Origin of the sequence: Wenzhouxiangella sp. AB-CW3 (genome assembly GCF_014725735.1) — a bacterium.
In the GTDB taxonomy this organism is placed as follows: Bacteria; Pseudomonadota; Gammaproteobacteria; order Xanthomonadales; family Wenzhouxiangellaceae; genus Wenzhouxiangella.
The window spans coordinates 1,618,632-1,638,301 of sequence record NZ_CP061368.1 but is presented as its reverse complement, the minus strand read 5'-3'; the positions used below and the strand labels follow the sequence as shown (position 1 = coordinate 1,638,301).

Sequence of the window (19,670 nt, the reverse complement as noted above, 5' to 3'; positions counted from 1 at the left end):
CGGGTGCGATTGGGGCCGGTTCTCGGTGCGCCTCATCGGTCGGCGGCTCATCATTGTCTTGAGGCACGGTGGCGCAGCCCGCACATAGGAATATCAGGGCGGTCGCCGCCAATAGCTTGCACTGAAGCGCGGCCGGTAGGAAAATGGAACGTTTGTCCATCAGCTAGTCTCGCATGTCTTTATTTGCGCTGGGAATCAGCCATCAAACCGCCCCGATCAGCATTCGGGAACAGCTGGCGTTTGCCGCCGAATCGCTGCCCGAGTCGCTGGCGTCACTGGCTGCGGTTCCCGGCATCGACGGCTGCAGTATTCTCAGTACCTGCAACCGGACGGAATTGTACATTTCGGCGCAACAGCCTATCACGCGGCCAGTCAGCGAATGGTTGCATGACTGGCATCGGCTCAGACCCGGCCAGGTCCAGGAACACCTGTACTCCCTGGAGCATTCGGCCTGCACCTACCACCTGATCAAGGTAATCTCCGGAATGGACTCCATGGTCATCGGTGAGCCGCAGGTCGCCGGACAGGCCAAGCAGGCCTGGCAAGGCGCCCACGAAGCCGGCACGCTGGACTCGCGCCTGGACCGCATGTTCCAGCACGCCTTCTCCGCGGCCAAGCGGGTACGCTCCGAAACCGGCATCGGACGCAACCCGGTCACCCTGCCCTTTGCCTCACTTCGACTGGCACGGCAGATCTTTGGTTCGCTGGACAAACTCAATGCCCTGCTGATCGGCGCCGGCGAAATGATCGAGGACTGCGCCACCCACTACCATGATTCGGGTATCGGCCAGCTCACGATCGCCAATCGCAGTGAAGAGCGGGCCCAGGCACTGGCCGGGCGATTCAATGCCCACGCAAGAACACTGGACGCCCTGCCCGAACTGCTCGTCGAGCACGACCTGGTCATCGCCTGCACCGCCAGCCCCACCGCCATCCTGACCCACTCGATGTTCAAGGATGCGCTGACGCGACGCCGCCACCGCCCCGTCTTTGCCCTGGACCTGTCGGTGCCGCGCAACATCGAGCCGACCAGTGGCAAACTCGACGACCTGTTTCTCTACACCATCGATGATCTTCGCGCCATCGTCGAATCTGCCCAGCAGGAACGACTCAAGGCCCTGCAACAGGCCACCGCCATTGTCGAGGCCGAGGTCACCGCATTCGAACGCTGGTTGCGGCTGCAGAACACCAACCAGACGCTCAAGAGCCTGCGCCAGCGCGCCCAGTTGCAGCGTGATGAACTGTTGCACCAGGCCCGAGCCGACCTGGAGCATGGTCGAGATCCCGAGGCGGTGCTGCAACGCTTTGGTCATCGACTGGTCAACCGGCTGTTGCACGAACCCAGCATCCGCCTGCGTCAGGCCGCCGAAAGTGCCGACGAGGATCTGCTCAACGCCGCCCGCTACTACTTTCTGGACGACGAATCATGAATCCCGGCATTCGAGAGCGACTTCAACAGGCCCGCGAACGCTTCGAGGAGCTGGAGCAATTGCTGGCCTCACCGGATATCATCAACGACCGTCGGAAATTTGAGCAACTATCACGCGAGTATGGGGAGCTCGACCCCGTCATCCGTCTCTGGCAGCAGTATCAGGACACCGAGCAGGCCGCCACGGAGGCCGGCCAGCTTCTGGATGAGTCCGACCGCGACATGCGGCAGATGGCCGAAGAGGAAATTCGTGTGGCAGAAGAGCAGCAGGAAGACATGTCACGACGCCTGCAAACGCTGCTACTGCCCCGAGACCCCAACGACGAACGCAACATCTTCCTGGAAGTCCGGGCCGGCACCGGAGGCCAGGAAGCAGGCCTGTTTGCCGGAGACTTGCTGAGAATGTACAGCCGCTATGCCGAGCGACGCGGCTGGAAAGTGGAGATCATGTCGGCTCAGGACAGCGAGGCCGGTGGCTACCGCGAGGTCATCGCGCGCATCATCGGACAAGGTGCCTACTCCCGCCTCAAGTTCGAATCCGGCACGCACCGCGTGCAGCGCATTCCGGCCACGGAATCCCAGGGCAGAATCCATACCTCGGCGTGTACCGTGGCGATTCTTCCCGAGATCGACGAGGTCGATCATGTCGACATCGATGCCAATGACCTGCGCATCGACACCTACCGCTCGTCAGGCGCGGGCGGGCAGCACGTGAATACAACCGATTCGGCCATACGTATCACTCATCTGCCGACCGGCATCGTGGTCGAATGCCAAGACGAACGCTCGCAACACAAGAACAAGGCCCGGGCGATGAGCCTGCTCAGTGCCCGGCTGCTGGAGGCGCAGGTCGAACAACAGCGCTCCGAGCGTGCCGCCGAACGAAAGCTGCAGGTCGGATCGGGTGATCGCTCAGAGCGCATCCGGACCTATAATTTCCCCCAGGGCCGGGTCACCGATCACCGTATCGGCCTGACCCTCTACGATCTGGACAATATCCTGCAAGGCTCGCTCGACGAGGTCATCGACCCGCTGATCGAGGCCCACCAGGCCGAACTTCTCGATGAAATGACCCGCCAGGCTCACTGATGAAACAAACCACGCTGAGCATCTCCACCCCTGGTCGCAACCTGACCGAGATTACCGGTCAGGTAGCCGCTTTCGTCGCCGAAAGTCACGTGCAACAGGGCCTTTGCCATCTCTTCATCCGTCACACCTCGGCCTCGCTGATGATCAACGAGAACGCCGACCCGGACGTGCAGCGCGACCTGGAAACCTTTCTCGGCGACCTGGTGCCCGACGGCGATCCGCGCTACGTGCACACGGCCGAGGGCCCCGACGACATGCCGGCCCACGTACGCGCCCTGCTCACCCACACCGACCTGACCATCCCGATCAGCGACGGCCGCCTGGCACTGGGTACCTGGCAGGGCATTTTTCTATGGGAACACCGCCATCGCCCGCATCATCGGAAGGTTGTCATTACATTGCAGGGGTAATCAATCCGATAGACAACTTCGATGACGATCACACTTTATAGGCAAATTAGACTGATATGATATAACCTCCACTTCGCCCCCCGGAGGTTGCCGAACATGGAACTGGACCCACTCCTGCTGTCGCGCATCCAGTTTGCCTTTGTCGTTTCCTTTCACGCCATCTTTCCGGTCTTCACCATTGGCCTTGCGGCCTACATCGCTGTCCTCGAAGCCCTTTACTACCGCACCGACAACCCGGTCTGGGAAAAGCTGTCGAAGTTCTGGACCAAGGTGTTCGCGCTGGTGTTCGGCATGGGCGTGGTCTCGGGCATTGTCATGGCCTTTCAGTTCGGCACCAACTGGAGCACTTTCTCCTATTCATCGGCCAATTTCCTGGGGCCCATCCTCAGTTACGAGGTGGTCACGGCCTTCTTCCTGGAAGCCACCTTCCTCGGCGTCCTGCTATTCGGGCGTGACAAGGTACCCAGAGGCGCCCACCTGTTCTCGGCCTGCATGGTCGCGCTGGGGACGTTCATTTCCTCGTTCTGGATCCTTTCGGCCAACAGCTGGATGCACACCCCGGCCGGCGTGGAGTTCAATGATGGCATCATCCAGGTCACTTCCTGGACACAGGCCATCTTCAATTCGTCACTGCCCTATCGCTTTGCTCACATGGCACTGGCGTCGTTCATTACCGGCGGTTTCGTGGTCGCCGGGGTCAGCGCCTGGTATCTGCTGAAAGAGCGCAACCCCGAGACCAGCCGCAAGGCGCTGAAAATGAGCATCGTGATGCTCGCCATCGCCACGCCGCTGCAACTTGTGGTCGGCGACCTGCATGGACTCAATACCTTCGAGGAACAGCCCATCAAGGTCGCGGCGATGGAAGGGCACTGGGAGACCCAGGAAGGCGCCCCGCTGATCCTGTTTGCCATTCCCGACTCACGCAACGAGACCAATCACCTCGAAATTGCCATTCCGAAGCTGGGCAGCCTGATCCTGACCCACAGTCTCGATGGTGAAGTCACGGGGCTGACTTCCGTGCCCGCCGAAGATCGCCCGCCGGTCGGCATCGTCTTCTGGAGCTTCCGCATCATGGTCGGCATCGGCCTCATCTTCATTGTCATCTCACTGGCCTCGGCCTGGCAGCTCTGGCGCGGCAAACTGGAAGCATCACCCAGGCTGCTCAAGGCACTGACCTGGATGATCCCCCTGCCGTTCGTGGCCGTGCTCGCAGGCTGGTTCGTGACCGAGGTCGGCCGGCAACCCTGGTTGATTCAGGACATGATGCGTCTGAGCGAAGGCATTACTCCTTCGATTACCGGTGGCATGGTGCTTGTGACCCTGATCGGCTACATCGCCGTCTATGCCGTGGTTTTCGCCGCCGGGCTGTACTATCTCAGACGCGTGATCCTAGCCGGGCCGGATCCGGTTGAAGATGCATCAAGTGACGAATCTGCCCGACCCAAGCGGCCCTGGTCGGCCGTTTCGTCCGGGCTGGAAGACGAAGCTGCCAAGGCAAGGAGCTGATAGCCATGGAACTGATTGATCTGACCCTGATCTGGATTGTCATCATCGGCATCGGCGTGTTCATGTACGTCCTCATGGACGGCTTCGATCTCGGTGTCGGCATCCTCTTTCCGTTCGCACCCGACGATCGCGCCCGCGACGAGATGATGCAATCGGTCGCGCCGGTCTGGGACGGCAACGAGACCTGGCTGATCCTGGGCGGGGCCGGCCTGCTGGCCGCCTTCCCGATGGTCTATGCCGTGTTCCTGCCCGCGCTCTACATCGGCGTGTTCCTGTTGCTGGCCGGACTGATCTTTCGCGGCGTGGCCTTCGAGTTTCGCTTCAAGTCCGGATCGGAAAGCCGCCACTGGTGGGATCGCTCTTTCTTTGGCGGCTCAACGGTCGCCGCCTTCGCCCAGGGCGCGGTCGCCGGCACCTACATCCAGGGCTTCGAAGTCGAAGGATTTTCCTATGTCGGTGGCCCGCTGGACTGGCTGACACCATTCACCCTGATGACCGGCCTGGGCGTCGTCGCCGGCTATGCCCTGCTCGGCATTACCTGGACGATCCTGAAAACCGAAGGCAGCACGCGCGACTGGGCCTATCGCATTGCACCGAAGCTGCTGGCCGCGGTGATGGCGTTCTTTGTCATCGTCAGCATCTGGACGCCGCTGGCCAGTGAGCATGTCCGGGAACGTTGGTTCGATCATGTCACCGCGCTGTGGATCTTCCCGCTGCTGACCGTACTGACGGCAGCCTGGATCTTCAACAAGCTCAGGAAGCGCTCGGATGCCGCGCCGTTCATCGGCTCGATGACGCTGTTCGCCCTGTTCTACATCGGCCTGCTGATTTCGATGTGGCCCTACGCGGTGCCGCCCGAGCACACTTTCTGGGACGCCGCCTCCGATCCCGGCAGCCAGTTGTTCCTGCTGCTGGGCGTGTTGTTCCTGATTCCGATCATTCTCGGCTACACCGCCTGGACCTACTGGGTGTTCCGCGGCAAGGTCAACGCCGACGAGGGCTACGCAGGTCACTGAACCGCTCCCCGTGCCAAACGATCAGCATGCCGTGAGCAGCGGCGCGAGCGAGCGCGAGCGCCGCAATGCCGGCGCCGGAGGCTGGCTGAAACAGCAGGCGCCGGCCTGGTTGCAGCCCGCCATGACGGTGCTGGCGATTGTTCAGGCCGCCATCGTCATTGCCCAGGCCTGGTGGCTGGCCGATATCGTCCACCGTGTCGCCCTCGACGGTGCAACGCCGGCCTCGTTATGGCCATCGCTGTGGTTGCTGGCCGGCATCCTGGTGCTGCGAGCCGTGGCCGAAACACTGCGCGGGCTGGTTGCGGCGGGCGCTTCGGCCAGGGTGCGCTCTCAGATGGTGCCGCGGCTGTTCGCCCACATGATCGAAGCCGGCCCCGTGCTGCGCAGCCGGCACGGCACCGGCGCCCTGGCCACGACGCTGATCGAGCGGGTCGACGCACTCGACCCCTACTACGCCCGCTACCTGCCCCAGTTGATGCTGGTCGTCGTGCTCATCCCGGCCATCCTGGCCGCAGTTGTCCTGCAGGACTGGCTGGCCGGACTGTTCCTGGCTCTGGCCGCGCCTCTCATTCCACTGTTCATGGTCCTGATCGGCATGGGCACCGAGGCGCTCAGTCGCCGACAGCATGACGCGCTGGCACGCCTGGGCGGCGTCTTTCTCGATCGACTCAGGGGGATGGACCTGATCCGCCGGCTGGGCGCCGAGCGCCGGGAAAGCGCGCGAATCGGTGCGCTGATCGAGGATTTCAGGGGTCGCACCATGTCGGTACTGCGCGTGGCGTTTCTGTCGACCGCGGTACTGGAATTCTTTTCGGCGGTGGCCATCGCGGCAGTGGCCATCTACATCGGCCTCGGCCTGCTCGGATACATCGAGTTCGGGCCGGCACCGGCCCTGGACCTCAAGGCCGGGCTGTTCATTCTTCTGCTGGCGCCCGAGTTCTTTCTGCCCCTGCGGCAGTTGTCCCAGTTCTGGCATGACCGCGCCGGGGCCCTGGCCGCGGCCGATGCCATCCGTGAGGTGCTGGCCACCTCCCCGGCGCGCACGGAACCGGCCGACCCGGTGACCGTCGATACCGGAAGGGCCATCGGTGTCGACATCCGCGGGCTTGGCATGACATGGCCGGGACGTGGCCCGGTGCTCGAGGGAATCGACGTGACGATCGACGCCGGCCAGCGCGTGGTGATCGCCGGGCCCAGCGGTTGCGGCAAGTCCACCCTGCTCAAGTTGATGGCCGGCTTCGTCGAGCCCGGCCAGGGCCGCATTCGACTCGGGGACATGCCCCTGCAACGCATCGCCGGCAGCGACCTGGCCTGCCTGCGCGGCTGGATGGGCCAGCAAAACGGCCTGCTCAACGCCAGTCTGGCCGACAACCTGCGCCTGGGCGATCCCGACGCCGACAGCGACCAGTTGTGGCAGGCACTCGAACTGGCCGGCCTGGCCGACCTCTGCGGCCGCCTCCCGCTCGGGCTGGACACGCCGATCACCCAGGACGGAGAAGGACTGTCGGGAGGCCAGGCGCGACGGCTGGCACTGGCACGCACGTTGACCCGCCATCGCCCGCTGCTGCTGCTCGACGAACCCACGGCCAGTCTTGACCGGGAAAGTGCCAGCGGCATCTGGCACACGCTCAAACGCATCAACGAATTGACCGGCGCTACCCTGGTCTGTGCCAGTCATGATCCGGATGCAGTCGACTGGGCGGACCGCACCCTGCGCCTGGCGGACGGTCGGATCGCGGAGCAAGGCACATGAGTCTGCTGCAGCTACTGGGGCCGGGCTTGAGGCGGCAGTGGCGCTGGCTGTTGCTGGGTGTCGTGCTCATGCTCCTGAGCCTGATCGCCGCCGCGATCCTGCTCGGGCTGTCGGGCTGGTTCATCACGGCCAGTGCGCTGGCCGGTGCGGGCCTGATTGTAGGGCTGGATATCTTCACCCCCGGAGCCGGCATCCGGCTGGCCGCCCTGACCCGCACACTGGCACGCTACGGCGAGCGCCTGGCCAGCCACGAGGCGACTTTTCGCCTGCTCGCCGAGCTGCGCCTCAGGCTGTTCGGGCATCTGCTGACCCGGAGCGAATATGCCCTGCGGCAAATGCGGCGAGGCGATACGCTCGAACGGCTCACAAGAGATGTCGACACGCTCGACCACCTGTTTACCGGGGTGCTGGGCCCGGTTGCCGCCGCCCTGGCGCTGAGTCTGGCCGTGGCTGGCGGATTCGCGCTCATGGGCGCCACGCCAGCCGCCCTGGTCGTCGTCGGCGTGCTGGTGCTGAACCTGCTCGCGGTCGCGTTGATTGCCCGTGCCGGACGCGCCGCCACCCGGAAGCACTCGGCCATGGAACCCGACCAGCGCATGCTCGCCACCGAGGGACTGGAAGGGATGGAAGTCCTCAAGGCCTTTGACCGCGCCGGCGACTGGGGCCGGCAACTGGGCGAACACCACTCGCGCATGGTCGCGCTCGGACGCAAGCTGGCCCGTCTGGATGCCATCGGCCAGGGACTGACCACTTTGGTCGGGCTTGGTGGTCTGTGGGTCGTTCTGGTCGCCGGCCTCGCTCTGGCTGCAAGCGGTGTGATCACCACACCGGTGCTGGTCCTTCTGGTGCTGGTCATGTTTGCGCTCACCGAGGCCTGGCAGCCCCTGCCGGCCGCCTGGCGCCGACTCGCCGCATGCCGCAGTGCCGCGAAGCGTGCCGGTGATTTGCTGGAACCGGCCGCGGCCCGGCCGGCGCCAGCCGGCACTCGCCCGCTGCCCGCCGAGCACGGGATAGCGGCGATCAACCTGGGTTTTCGGTATCACGATTCATTGCCGCCCGTTTTCGAGGAACTGGACCTGCACATCGAGCCCGGTGAAAGAATACTAGTGACCGGCCCCAGCGGCGGCGGCAAGACCACCCTGGCCCTCTTGCTGATGGGGCAACTGCCTCCCACTGCCGGCCAGGTGCGCTACGGTGGCTGCGATATCGAACGAATCGAGCCCGACGCACTGCGGCGCGCGATGGGTTACCTGCCGCAGCACCCGGTCGTGTTTCGCGACACGCTGGCAAGCAATCTTCGCCTGGCAGCCCCAGACGCCAGTGACGATCAGCTCGTCGGGGTCCTGAAACAGGCCGGGCTGCTCGCCTTGCTGAACAATCTACCCGATGGCCTGGACAGCTGGATCGGCGAAGGGGGCGCCGATATCTCCGGTGGAGAATTGCGCCGCATCGCCCTGGCCCGCCTGCTGCTCACCGACCCGCGTGTCGTCATCCTGGACGAACCGACCACCGGACTCGATCCGGACAGCGCCCGGGCCATGCGCGGCGGGTTGGAAGACTGGCTGGCCGGTCGCACCACCATCATGATCAGTCACGAACCGGCGAATCTGCCTCGTTTCGACCAACGCGTGGTGCTTGGCTATTAACCCGGCACGAATGTAGATCGCTTAGCCGGCAGCATCACGTGCTTCCCGGGTGATCTGGCCGGTTCTTCTCCCGGTCCACAGCATCGCCACCGTCATGGGTACCAGCCACAGCAGCAGATCGGCACGATACTGTGGACCGTCCGGCAAGGCCAGCAATACGGCACCGGCCGCCGTTGCCGCGGCCAGCAGCCACCAGACAGTCATCTTCACGTTGCGACCGACAGGCAGCAGAAACAGCAACCACAGGGGATGCAGGAAGAACAGCACCAGGTTGCCGGCAACCGGATAATGGGCGGTTGCCAGCCACATGAGAACAATCAGCCCACCGGCCAGTCCGTAACCCGTCACCGCGATTCGCCACGGCAGCAGGGTCCAGGCACTGGTTGACCGCCACAGCGGCAACGTGACCAGCACAACGCCAAGCAGACCCAGCAGCAGGTAGAACCACCAAAGAATGGTGTCGGATTCGGGTGGCTGATGGACCTGCGGGTCATGAATCACACGGGTTTCGGTGACCAGTGATTGTCCGCCCGGCGCAAGCTGCTCGATCCAGTACGCCAGCGCCTCGGGCAGAAAGGCTTCTTCCCAGGCCGTGCGCTCACGATCGATTTCCGGACCGAGCAGCGTCATCAGTCCGGCATGCAGCCAGGGGCGCTGCATATTGAGCCGACTGGTGTGCTCGCGAAAGTTCTGCCGAGCCGGCTGCTTATGCATGAACTCGGCCAGTGAACCGGCGGTGACCTTGTCAATGAGATCCCTCAGCCAGGTCGAGCAGTTGGCAAAGTAGTAGTCGTAGTCGTAGTACTGGGGAACCGGAAAGATCGCATCGTCAAGCAGGCGATGCAGCCAGCGCACCTGCGATGGTGTCAAGTCCAGGCGCTGGGCCGTAATGGAGCGGTCACGCCCGCGGTAGAACTCGAACTCCCGTGTCGAAGTGGCGGACGAACCGTAGTAGCGCATGATGCCGCGGGCAAAGTCGAAGTAGAAGCCCGCGCGGTCGAGCTCAAAGTAGCCGAAGCTGAAGGTATGGTCCAGGCCGCTTTCCTCGTCGACCAGCCACAGGGCATTGTGTCCGAAGCGCTCCCAGACCTCCTCGCCCGGCCCATAGGTCACCAGCCAGGCTTCCTGTGCATTGCCGTCGGTGGGTGCAAGCGCAAACAGCGCCAGCACCGTGGCCCAAAGGGCTCTCATTCATGGATCTCCGGAAGAATACTTAGCGCATGTTACCCAATTCAGAGTCATACTGGACGCTGGCACCACCAACACGCAAGGTTCCGCCACACCATGTCACGAATCCAGTTCGAAAATCGCACCGGGACCCGATTGACCGGAAATCTTCACCAACCCGACGGAAATCGCATAAAGTCCTGTGCCCTGTTTGCACACTGTTTTACCTGTGGGCGCGACATCCGTGCTGCACGCGAGATCACGGCCCGTCTGGCCGAAGCCGGCTACGCCGTGCTGCGCTTCGATTTCACCGGCCTGGGCGAAAGCGACGGCGATTTCTCCGACACGCATTTTTCCAGCAACCTGGATGACCTCGAAGACGCCGCCCGGTGGCTGGGCAGCGAACTGGCACCGCCGCAACTGCTGGTGGGCCACTCCCTGGGCGGGGCGGCCTGCCTGGCCGTGGCCGAGCGCCTGGATTCGGTTCGTGCCGTCGCCACGATCGGCGCCCCGTCGACTCCCGACAACGTGATCGGGCATTTCGACGAGCGCCTCGACGAGATCATGACCGAAGGCTCGGCCGAGGTCACGCTCGCCGGGCGTCGCTTCCGCATTAGGCGGGATTTCATCGAAGATGCGCGCGAACACGACCTCGACGAACGCATCCGCCGACTAGAACGCTCCCTGCTGGTGATGCACTCGCCGGTCGACGAGGTAGTCTCCATCGACCATGCCCAACGGATTTTCACCGCCGCCAGACATCCCAGGAGTTTTGTCAGCCTGGACAATGCCGATCATCTGCTCACCAGACCGGCCGATGCGCACTGGGTTGCCGCGATGATTGCCGCCTGGGCCGAACGCTTCGTCGACGACGGTTCTCAGGAGGTCTGAAAGACTTCCACCGCATGCAGGCGACGATCGTCAGCACTGGTGATGACGAACGTCCAGTTGCCGATATCGACGGATTCCCCGGCTTCGGGCAGGCGACCGAACTCGGCCACGACCAGACCGCCGATGGTGTCGTACTCGCCATCGCTGAAGTCGGTGCCCATGGCATCGTTGAAGTCGTCGATGGGGGTCAGGGCCTGGACCAGGTACTTGTTTTCTTCCAGACGCTGGATATCGGCGATGGCATCGGGATCGTGTTCATCATCGATATCGCCAACGATTTCCTCCAGAACGTCTTCGATGGTCACCAGCCCGGAGACCCCGCCATATTCGTCGACCACAATAGCCATGTGATTCTTGCTGATGCGAAACTCGCGCAGCAGCACGTTGAGGCGCTTGGACTCGGGAATGATGACAGGCGGGCGCACCAGATCGCTCAGTACCACGTCATCGCCATTGGCCACCAGCTTGAGCAGATCCTTGGCCAGCAGTGTGCCCTGCACCTCGTCGCGGTCCTCGCCGACAACGGGAAAACGGGAGTGGCCAGACTCGATGATGATGGGCAGGATATCGGTCAGTTCGGCACCGGCGGGAATGACCACCATGTGCGAGCGTGGAATCATGACATCGCGAACCTGCAGCTCGTCGACCTCCAGCGCGCCTTCCAGCATGGCCAGCGTATCGGTGTCGATCAAACCCTGCCGGCTCAGGTCACGCAGCAACTCGACCAGGTCGTCGCGACTGCGTGGATCACTGCCAAAGGCGCGTCCAATGCGCTCCAGCCAGCCTCGCGAGGAGGCGTTGCTACTGTCGGAAGTATCGTCGTTCATGAGCTCATGAATGGTTGTCGGCTGTCAGGACCGGCATCAGTCGTCAATGCTGATGTAGGGATCGCTGATATCGAGTGTACGCAGCAATTCGACCTCGCGCGACTCCATTTCTCCGGCCTGATCAGGTGTCATATGGTCAAACCCGAGCAGATGCAAGATACCGTGGATCACCAGGTGGGCCCAGTGCCACAGAAGCGGCTTGCCCTGCGCTTCGGCCTCGCGCGCAATCACCGGGGCACACAGCACGATATCGCCAAGAAATCGCCAGGGCGTGCCAGGCGGCAGATCGGCGGGAAAGCTGAGCACATTGGTCGCATGGTCACGATCACGCCACTGTCGATTGAGTTCACGCCCTTCGTCCTCGCCAACCACTCTCAGGACCAGCCCGACATCATCAAGGTCAGCCAGCGCCACATCCACCCAGCGGCTGAACAGTTCGTCGGCGGGCACCTCGGGTCCGTCATGTACGCGCTGGATGACCAGGCGCTCCGGGGTGCTTTCAGGACTTGCGCGCATCGGCCTGTTCATATGCCTCGACGATGCGCCGCACGATGGGATGGCGAACCACATCACGGGCGTCGAAGAAGGTCTGGCTCACGCCCTCCACGTCCTTGAGCAGTGCAATGGCCTGGCGCAGGCCCGAGGTGGTTCCCGCAGGCAGATCGATTTGCGTCATGTCGCCGGTAATCACCGCCTTGGAACCGAAACCGATGCGGGTCAGGAACATCTTCATCTGTTCCGACGTGGTGTTCTGCGCCTCATCGAGAATGACAAAGGCATCGTTGAGGGTGCGCCCGCGCATGTAGGCCAGCGGAGCCACCTCGATGACATTGCGTTCGGTCAGCCGGGCGGCGCGCTCGAAACCGAGCATTTCGTAAAGGGCATCGTGCAAGGGGCGCAGGTAGGGATCGACCTTCTGTGCCAGGTCACCGGGCAGAAAACCCAGGCGCTCGCCGGCCTCGACGGCAGGACGCACCAGCACGATACGCTGCACCCGGTCGGACTCCAGGGCATCGACAGCACAGGCCACGGCCAGGAACGTCTTGCCGGTACCGGCCGGCCCCACCCCGAAATTGACATCGCAATCGCTGATGCGCTTGAGATAGTGGCGTTGGTTGGGACCGCGACCCCGGATCATGCCGCGGCGGGTCCGGATGCCGGCATCGACCTCCTCGGGTTCGGGTTCATCCAGACCTGATTCCTGCAGGTGCAGGTTCACCGTGGCCGGTGTCAGCACCTCGGACTCGGCCTGGCGGTAGAGCTGCCGCAGCACGCGCCGCGCCGCACGCGTGGCATCGGGCTGACCTTCCAGGCTGAACAGGTTGCCGCGCGCGGCAATCGACACGCCCAGCCGGTGCTCGATCAGGCGCAGGTGATCGTCTAGATGACCACAGAGATTGGCCAGTCGCTCGTTATCGACCGGTTCCAGTTCCAGCGTCAGATTGTCTTCCAGGGATGTGCTCATTCAGGCCACTGCCGTATCAGGGCTGGCCAGGCGACCACGCAGCGAGTTGGCCATGGCCGCGGTGATGGTGACCTCGGTCATGCGCCCGATGAGTTCCGGCGGACCCGGAAAGTTGACCACCCGGTTGTTCTCGGTGCGGCCGGCCAGTTCTCCGCTGTCCTTCTTGCTCGCGCCTTCAACGACCACACGTTGCGTCGTACCCACCATGGCTTCGGCATAAGCCTTCGCCTGGCGGTTGAGTTGATCCTGAAGTCGTTTGAGCCGGCCCTTCTTCTCGTCCAGTGACACGTTGTCGGGAAACGATGCAGCCGGCGTGCCGGGCCGCGCCGAGTAGATGAAGCTGAAGCTCTGATCGAACTCCAGTTCACGCACCAGATCCAGGGTCTGCTGAAAATCGTGTTCGGTCTCACCCGGAAAGCCGACGATGAAATCCGAGCTCAGCGCGATATCCGGCCTCACCTTGCGCAGGCGGCGGATTTTCTGCTTGTACTCGAGAATCGTATGCCCGCGCTTCATCAGGGCCAGCAACCGGTCCGAGCCCGACTGCACCGGAAGATGCAGGTAATTGGCCAGTTGCGGCACCTCGCCGAATGCCTCGATCAGACTGTCGGTGAACTCGACCGGATGCGAGGTGGTGAAGCGGATACGCTCAACACCCTCGATATGAGAGATATAGCGGATCAACAGCGCCAGGTCGGCCGTGCCGCCGTCATGCATGGGGCCGCGATAGGCGTTGACGTTCTGACCCAGCAGATTGATCTCGCAGACGCCCTGCCCGGCCAGTTCGGCCACTTCGGCGACCACATCATCCAGCGGCCGGCTCACTTCCTCACCGCGCGTGTACGGCACGACACAGAACGAGCAGTACTTCGAGCAACCTTCCATGATCGACACAAAGGCGGTTGCACCCTTGGCGCCCGGAGTGGGCAGGTGGTCGAACTTTTCGATTTCGGGGAAGCTGGTGTCGATGGCCGCCGCGCCGGACCTGGCCTGGTTGAGCAGGCCCGGCAGACGGTGAATGGTCTGCGGCCCGAACACCATGTCGACAAACGGCGCGCGCTGGACAATGCCCTCACCTTCCTGGCTGGCCACACATCCGGCCACGCCGATAACCAGGTCCGGGCGCTTTTCCTTCAGCGGCCGCCAGCGACCCAGCTGCGAAAACACCTTTTCCTGTGCCTTCTCGCGAATGGAACAGGTGTTGACGAGAATGACATCGGCCTCCTCGGCCCGTTCGGTCAGCTCCAGACCATGGGATGCCGCGAGGACGTCGGCCATTTTCTCCGAGTCGTACTCGTTCATCTGGCAACCGTGAGTCTGGATGTAGAGCTTGCCCGCCATAAATTGACCAGAAATCGCTGATAAGACCGGCTATTTTACCGCACGCACCGGTCGCGGCGCAGCCAGGTAGCGCACCCGGCGGGTAATCCGGCAGACCAGCTCGTAGGGAATGGTATCGGCAGCGCGTGCGACCTCCTCGACCGGCAGTCCCTCACCCCAGAGCAAGACCGGGTCACCGATCCCGGCCTCGGGGCAGTTGGCCAGATCAATGGTGATCATGTCCATCGACACCCGCCCTGCCAGCCGGCAACGACGTCCATTGACCAGCACATGCGCGCCGTCCCGGATCGAACGCGGATAGCCGTCGCCGTAACCGATCGCGGCCACGCCCACGCGCATGTCACGCGAGGCCACATAACGGCCGCCGTAACCGATGGATTCACCGGCCGCCACGTGGTTGACCGCCAGCAACTCGGAGCTCAACGTCATCGCGGGCGCCAGCCCCAGGTCAGCGCCGCTGCCCTCGCTCATGGGCGAAATGCCATAGAGCACGATACCGGCCCGGACCCAGTCCCGGTGCACCGCCGGCCAGTTGAAGATCGCCGCGGAGTTGGCCAGGCAGTGCTCGCCTTCAAGCCCGGCCACGGTGCGGTCAAAGCGCTCTAGCTGACGACTATTGAGCGGGTGATCGGACTCTTCGGCACAGGCCAGGTGGGTCATCAGGTTGACCTGCTCGACACCGGGCAAATCCAGCATTCGTTGATGGAGCACCGCCGCCTGACCGCCATCGACGCCGAGACGATGCATGCCCGAATCAATCTTCAGCCACAGTCGACGGCTGATCGCTCGCCCGAAACGCTCCAGAGCCTGGACCTGACGGGGATGATGAACGGTCAGCTCCAGCCCCAACTCGGCGGCGATGGCCAGATCGCCCGGATCATTCACCCCTTCCAGAAGCAGCACCGGCAATCCATTGCCCAGGCGTCGGATCGCACGGGCCTCCTCGATGGTGGCCACGGCCAGCATGTCGGCGTTCCTGAGTGCGGACAGGCAGAGGTCGATGCGATGGCCGTAGGCATCCGCCTTGACCACGGCCATGACCCGACTATCGGGCGCGCAGGCGCGTACCCGCGCCAGATTGGCGGCAATGGCATCCGTGGAGATGCGGGCCAGGGTGTTTCGTGCCATGGGCGATCAGGCTCGGTGGAGGCCGGACTCAACCATCCTGGTGGTAATGGTCGTAGACGAAGTCACGGAAGCGGACATACTCGCCCTGGAAAGTCAGATCGACCTTGCCGGTAGCCCCGTTTCGGTGCTTGCCGATGATGATCTCGGCCTTGCCCTTGTCGGTTGAATCCTCGTTGTAGACCTCGTCCCGATAGATGAACAGGATCAGGTCGGCATCCTGCTCGATGGCGCCCGATTCGCGCAGATCGGCCATTTTCGGGCGCTTGTCCGGACGCTGTTCCAGCGCGCGGTTGAGCTGCGAGAGTGCGACCACCGGCAGATCCAGTTCCTTGGCCAGCGCCTTGAGACTGCGCGAGATCTCGCTGATCTCGTTGGTTCGGTTCTCGGACAGTCCGGGCGCTTTCATCAGCTGCAGGTAATCGACCACGATCAGGCCGATATCGTGCTCACGCTTCATCCGCCGGGCCCGGGCCCGCAGGTCGGTTGTCGACAAGGAAGGGGTCTGGTCGATGAAGATGCCCGCTCCCTTGAGCATGCTCATGGCAGAACGCAGGTTGACCCAGTCATGGCCTTCCAGCTTGCCGGTACGCAGGCGGTTCTGGTCGATCTGGCCCAAGGAGGAAAACAGGCGCATGACCAGCTGCACGTCGGACATCTCCATGGAAAAGATCGCCACCGGCACCTTGTGCCGGATTGCGGCCCGCTCGGCAATGTTCATGGCAAAACTGGTCTTGCCCATCGACGGGCGCGCCGCAACGATGACCAGGTCGGTCTTCTGCAATCCGGAGGTATGTCCGTCGAGGTCGGTAAAGCCGGTGGGTACACCGGTCAGTTCACCCTCGTTTTCCTGCAGGTCATTGAGCAGATTCATGGCTTCGGCCATGACCTGCTGCACGCTGACATACCCGGAAGAGCGGTGCGCGCCCTGGTCGGCGATGGCGTAAATGCGCTGCTCGGCCTCTTCGAGCACCTCCTTGCTGCTGCGCCCGGCCGTATTCAGTGCCGTATCGGCAATATCGGTACCAATCTCGATGAGCTGGCGCAGAATCGACTTTTCGCGAATGATCTGGGCATAGCCGGCCACGTTGGCCGGGCCCGGCGTTTCGTTGGCCAGCATCGTCAGGTAGGCACCGGCATCGACGCGGTCGAGCAGGTCGTGGCGCGAAAACCACTCGGTGACGGTAATGGCATCGCAGGGCTGACCCTGCTGGCTGAGCTCGGACACGGACCGGTAGATCAACCGGTGGGTTTCTCGGTAGAAATCGCTCTCGTCGACCTGGTCGGCGATCTTGTCCCAGGCAGTGGCCGAGAGCATCAGGGCACCCAGCAGGGACTGCTCCGCCTCGTTGGAATGAGGCGGCGCCTTGACGTTGGTCAGCGACGAGATTCTCGGTTCAGCCACGGTGTTACGCCAGGTGGATTCTGCGGTGAAGGCCGATCAGTTTAGCTTACTACAGGGCCAGTGACCATGGCTCTTCCCGCCAGGTACGACAGCCGGAACGACAAGCGGCCCGGGCAAAACCCGGGCCGCTTGAAAGCGCTTCCAGCCCGCGCCGGAAGCGAATCATGCACTTGCGATCAGCTCTCGGCGGCAATAACCTTGATCTGAACTTCGGTCTGAACGTCTGCGTGCAGAATCAGGCCCACCGTAAACTCACCCGGTTCGCGAATCGGACCTTCGGGCATGTCGACCTCGGCCTTTTCGACCGTAAAGCCCATTTCGGTCAGCTTGCCGGCAATCTCGTTCGGATTGATGGAACCGTACAAACGCCCCTCGGGGCTGACCGGCACGGCGAACACCACCTCGTCCAGACCATCGATGGCCTCGCGCCGGGCTTCGGCGGCCGACAGCTTGTCCTGCGCCTGGCGCTGCAGTTCCTCGCGACGGGCCTCGAAGGCTTCGACATTGGCCTTCGTGGCCGGCACGGCCTTGCCGCGCGGCAGGAGGAAATTGCGGCCATAGCCCGGACGAACCGTGACCGTGTCGCCCAGCTCGCCGAGGTTGTAAATACTTTCCAGAAGAATCAGCTTCATCTCGTCACCCCGGTACTCAGTGGTTGTCGCTGTATGGCAGCAGCGCCAGGTAGCGGGCGCGCTTGATGGCCGTGGCCAGCTGCCGCTGATACTTGGCCTTGGTGCCGGTGATACGGCTCGGCACCACCTTGCCGGTTTCGCCGACGAAATCCTTGAGCAGATCGATGTCCTTGTAATCGACCTCTTCGATTCCTTCCGCGGTAAAACGGCAATACTTGCGTCGTCTCATGAATCGCGCCATTGCTTCAAGCCTCCGCCTGCTTTTCTTCGTTGGAGTCGGCATCCGACTCGGCATCGTCACCGGAATCGTCACCGTCCGAATTCGAATCATCCTGATCGTCGGAATCGCCACTGGATTCACTGGAATCACGCGTTTCCCGCTTGCCTTCGCGCTCATCCTTGTTTTCCTTGCGCTTGAGCATGACCGAAGGCTCGGTCTCGGCCTTGTCCTTGCGCACGATGAGGTGACGCAGAATGGCGTCGTTGAAACGGAAGATACCTTCGAGCTCGTCAAGCGTGTCCTTGCCGCACTCGATATTGATCATCAGGTAGTGCGCCTTGTGCAGCTTGGCGATGGTGTAGGCCAGCTGCAGTCGACCCCAGTCTTCGCTACGGTGGACCTTGCCACCCTTTTCCTCGACCAGGCTCTGGTAGCGCTCGAGCATGCTGGGCACCTGCTCACTCTGGTCCGGATGAACCAGAAGAACAATTTCGTAATGTCTCATTGTTACTCCTTACGGTTTTGTAAAGCCCGCTCAAGCGGGCCTCCAAAGCCCCCGGCCCGACAACAGCGTCGGCCGTGGAGCAAGGCGGCTCCCGGCACTAATGCCCGAAAACCAAGCCAGCTAGTATACCCCACGCCATTAAATGCGCGCAACTTTGCCCGGCGCTTCCTTGACAGTACAGGCTCGACCGCTATACTTGAACCCGTTTTCAGCAAGCATGGGAGGCAGGTTTTGAGTCGTCACCGAATCAGCGACGGTTGTTCGCGAGTGCGTCTTCACTAGCCTGTCTGTTTCCCCGGGCAGCCTGGCGAAGACTCATGCCGGACTGCCGCCCCCACCCGAGCACCCTGACTCGTTTACCGCCCCGCGCCGGCGCGCCAGCCTGCGCGTTCGCCGTGGAGCCTGCGGGGTATGCAACGGGTACATGCTGCTGACGGCGTCGACCTTGCCTGGCTGTCATTGTCGCCATGAACAGCACCAACGAGGTTAAGGCAATGAGAATATCCAGACTGATTCCTGTTCTGTTGCTGTGTCTGCCGGTCACCGCCTGGTCGGTGGGCGGGCATTACCCCGTCGACGATGCCGACCTTCCCGACCCACGGGAATTCGGCGCCGAGCTCTGGCATACAGTGCTCGACAGCGACAACTCCGAGTCGGCCTTTTCGGCATTCTGGCGCCCCGGGAGCCTTCCGGTGGAACTGATTGCTGAGTTTCAGCATCTGGATGAAGACGGCGTCAGCAGCAATCGTTTCGAGCCGCAGATCAAGTACCAGCTCGAACCCCTGGCCAGCGGTCAGATGGGCGCCGCAATCATGGTTCATGCCGGCTACGAAGGCGGCGAAGTCGCAGACTGGCTTGTCAACGTGCCATTCAGCTACGTGCTGTCCGATACCCCGATCACCCTGCACGGCAACCTGGGCTGGATCCACGAGCGCGGCGAAACCAGCCGGGATCGCGGATACCTCGGGGGCGCCGTCGAATGGGACGCATTCGAGCGCCTGACCGTCATCGGCCAGGTCTATCGAGAAGGCGCCGACGCCGAAACCGAGGCCCAGCTTGGCCTGCGCACGCCACTGGGCGGCCCGGTGGAACACCTTGATATTGCAGTTGGCCAGGAGCTGACCGGTGACGACAACGACTGGTTTGTCACCGTCGGACTGGCTTTTGCCTTCTGAGGCCAGGCACACAGGGGCCGACTCGGTGCCTGGCGCAGGGTCGGACGACCCGCCTGATACAGATCGAT

19 protein-coding genes are annotated in these 19,670 nt (G+C 62.9%); 9 read left to right on the top strand and 10 right to left on the bottom strand.

Annotation, left to right across the window (positions count from 1 at the left end):
• Window positions 1-173 precede the first annotated feature (173 nt).
• From hemA to cydC, 7 genes are all read left to right on the top strand, one after another.
• A complete protein-coding gene (gene hemA, locus IC757_RS07125; protein WP_190976651.1) occupies window positions 174-1,430 on the top strand; it encodes a glutamyl-tRNA reductase in 1,257 nt (418 codons plus the stop codon).
• Window positions 1,427-2,518 carry a peptide chain release factor 1 gene (gene prfA / locus IC757_RS07120; RefSeq protein WP_190976650.1) on the top strand — a complete coding sequence of 364 codons (1,092 nt, stop codon included), beginning with the start codon at window positions 1,427-1,429 and terminating at the stop codon, window positions 2,516-2,518. Before hemA ends, prfA begins: the two co-directional genes overlap by 4 nt.
• Complete coding sequence (locus tag IC757_RS07115; RefSeq protein WP_190976649.1) at window positions 2,518-2,928, top strand: secondary thiamine-phosphate synthase enzyme YjbQ; 411 nt, start codon at window positions 2,518-2,520, stop codon at window positions 2,926-2,928. Before prfA ends, IC757_RS07115 begins: the two co-directional genes overlap by 1 nt.
• 96 nt (window positions 2,929-3,024) lie before the next feature.
• Complete coding sequence (locus tag IC757_RS07110; protein WP_190976648.1) at window positions 3,025-4,434, top strand: cytochrome ubiquinol oxidase subunit I; 1,410 nt, start codon at window positions 3,025-3,027, stop codon at window positions 4,432-4,434.
• 5 nt (window positions 4,435-4,439) lie between these two features.
• Window positions 4,440-5,450 carry a cytochrome d ubiquinol oxidase subunit II gene (gene cydB / locus IC757_RS07105; RefSeq protein WP_190976647.1) on the top strand — a complete coding sequence of 337 codons (1,011 nt, stop codon included), beginning with the start codon at window positions 4,440-4,442 and terminating at the stop codon, window positions 5,448-5,450.
• Between the two features lie 31 nt (window positions 5,451-5,481).
• Entirely contained in the window at window positions 5,482-7,203 is a 1,722-nt protein-coding gene (gene cydD / locus IC757_RS07100; RefSeq protein ID WP_190976646.1) for a thiol reductant ABC exporter subunit CydD, read from the top strand.
• Complete coding sequence (gene cydC, locus IC757_RS07095) at window positions 7,200-8,849, top strand: thiol reductant ABC exporter subunit CydC (RefSeq protein ID WP_190976645.1); 1,650 nt, start codon at window positions 7,200-7,202, stop codon at window positions 8,847-8,849. Before cydD ends, cydC begins: the two co-directional genes overlap by 4 nt.
• Before the next feature lie 21 nt (window positions 8,850-8,870).
• On the opposite strand, the gene IC757_RS07090 is transcribed toward cydC, so the two are convergent.
• Entirely contained in the window at window positions 8,871-10,040 is a 1,170-nt protein-coding gene (locus IC757_RS07090; RefSeq protein WP_190976644.1) for a DUF4105 domain-containing protein, read from the bottom strand.
• A 93-nt stretch (window positions 10,041-10,133) separates the two neighbouring features.
• On the opposite strand from IC757_RS07090, the gene IC757_RS07085 reads away from it, so the two are divergent.
• Window positions 10,134-10,907, top strand: coding sequence for an alpha/beta hydrolase family protein (locus IC757_RS07085; RefSeq protein WP_190976643.1), 774 nt, complete (start codon window positions 10,134-10,136; stop codon window positions 10,905-10,907).
• Here the strand turns inward: IC757_RS07085 and IC757_RS07080 are convergent.
• From IC757_RS07080 to rpsF, 9 genes are all read right to left on the bottom strand, one after another.
• Window positions 10,895-11,734: an HlyC/CorC family transporter gene (locus IC757_RS07080; RefSeq protein ID WP_190976642.1), complete on the bottom strand. Its 840-nt coding sequence runs from the start codon at window positions 11,732-11,734 to the stop codon at window positions 10,895-10,897. The two genes, IC757_RS07085 and IC757_RS07080, sit on opposite strands and share 13 nt — an antisense overlap.
• Window positions 11,735-11,770: 36 nt before the next feature.
• Complete coding sequence (gene ybeY, locus IC757_RS07075; protein WP_190976641.1) at window positions 11,771-12,250, bottom strand: rRNA maturation RNase YbeY; 480 nt, start codon at window positions 12,248-12,250, stop codon at window positions 11,771-11,773.
• Entirely contained in the window at window positions 12,234-13,199 is a 966-nt protein-coding gene (locus IC757_RS07070) for a PhoH family protein (RefSeq protein WP_190976640.1), read from the bottom strand. Before IC757_RS07070 ends, ybeY begins: the two co-directional genes overlap by 17 nt.
• Window positions 13,200-14,540, bottom strand: a complete 1,341-nt coding sequence (miaB, locus tag IC757_RS07065) for a tRNA (N6-isopentenyl adenosine(37)-C2)-methylthiotransferase MiaB (protein WP_190976639.1) — start codon at window positions 14,538-14,540, stop codon at window positions 13,200-13,202. It abuts the gene before it with no gap.
• Window positions 14,541-14,570: 30 nt separating this feature from the next.
• Window positions 14,571-15,668 (bottom strand): alanine racemase, encoded by a 1,098-nt coding sequence (gene alr, locus IC757_RS07060; RefSeq protein WP_190976638.1) that lies wholly within the window; start codon window positions 15,666-15,668, stop codon window positions 14,571-14,573.
• A 28-nt stretch (window positions 15,669-15,696) separates the two neighbouring features.
• Window positions 15,697-17,070, bottom strand: coding sequence for a replicative DNA helicase (dnaB, locus tag IC757_RS07055; RefSeq protein ID WP_190976637.1), 1,374 nt, complete (start codon window positions 17,068-17,070; stop codon window positions 15,697-15,699).
• A gap of 176 nt (window positions 17,071-17,246) precedes the next feature.
• Window positions 17,247-17,702, bottom strand: a complete 456-nt coding sequence (rplI, locus tag IC757_RS07050) for a 50S ribosomal protein L9 (RefSeq protein WP_190976636.1) — start codon at window positions 17,700-17,702, stop codon at window positions 17,247-17,249.
• Window positions 17,703-17,718: 16 nt separating this feature from the next.
• A complete protein-coding gene (gene rpsR / locus IC757_RS07045) occupies window positions 17,719-17,943 on the bottom strand; it encodes a 30S ribosomal protein S18 (RefSeq protein WP_190976635.1) in 225 nt (74 codons plus the stop codon).
• Between the two features lie 4 nt (window positions 17,944-17,947).
• Window positions 17,948-18,427, bottom strand: a complete 480-nt coding sequence (rpsF, locus tag IC757_RS07040) for a 30S ribosomal protein S6 (RefSeq protein WP_190976634.1) — start codon at window positions 18,425-18,427, stop codon at window positions 17,948-17,950.
• 494 nt (window positions 18,428-18,921) lie between these two features.
• On the opposite strand from rpsF, the gene IC757_RS07035 reads away from it, so the two are divergent.
• Window positions 18,922-19,602, top strand: a complete 681-nt coding sequence (locus IC757_RS07035; protein WP_190976633.1) for a hypothetical protein — start codon at window positions 18,922-18,924, stop codon at window positions 19,600-19,602.
• The last annotated feature ends 68 nt before the right edge of the window (window positions 19,603-19,670 follow it).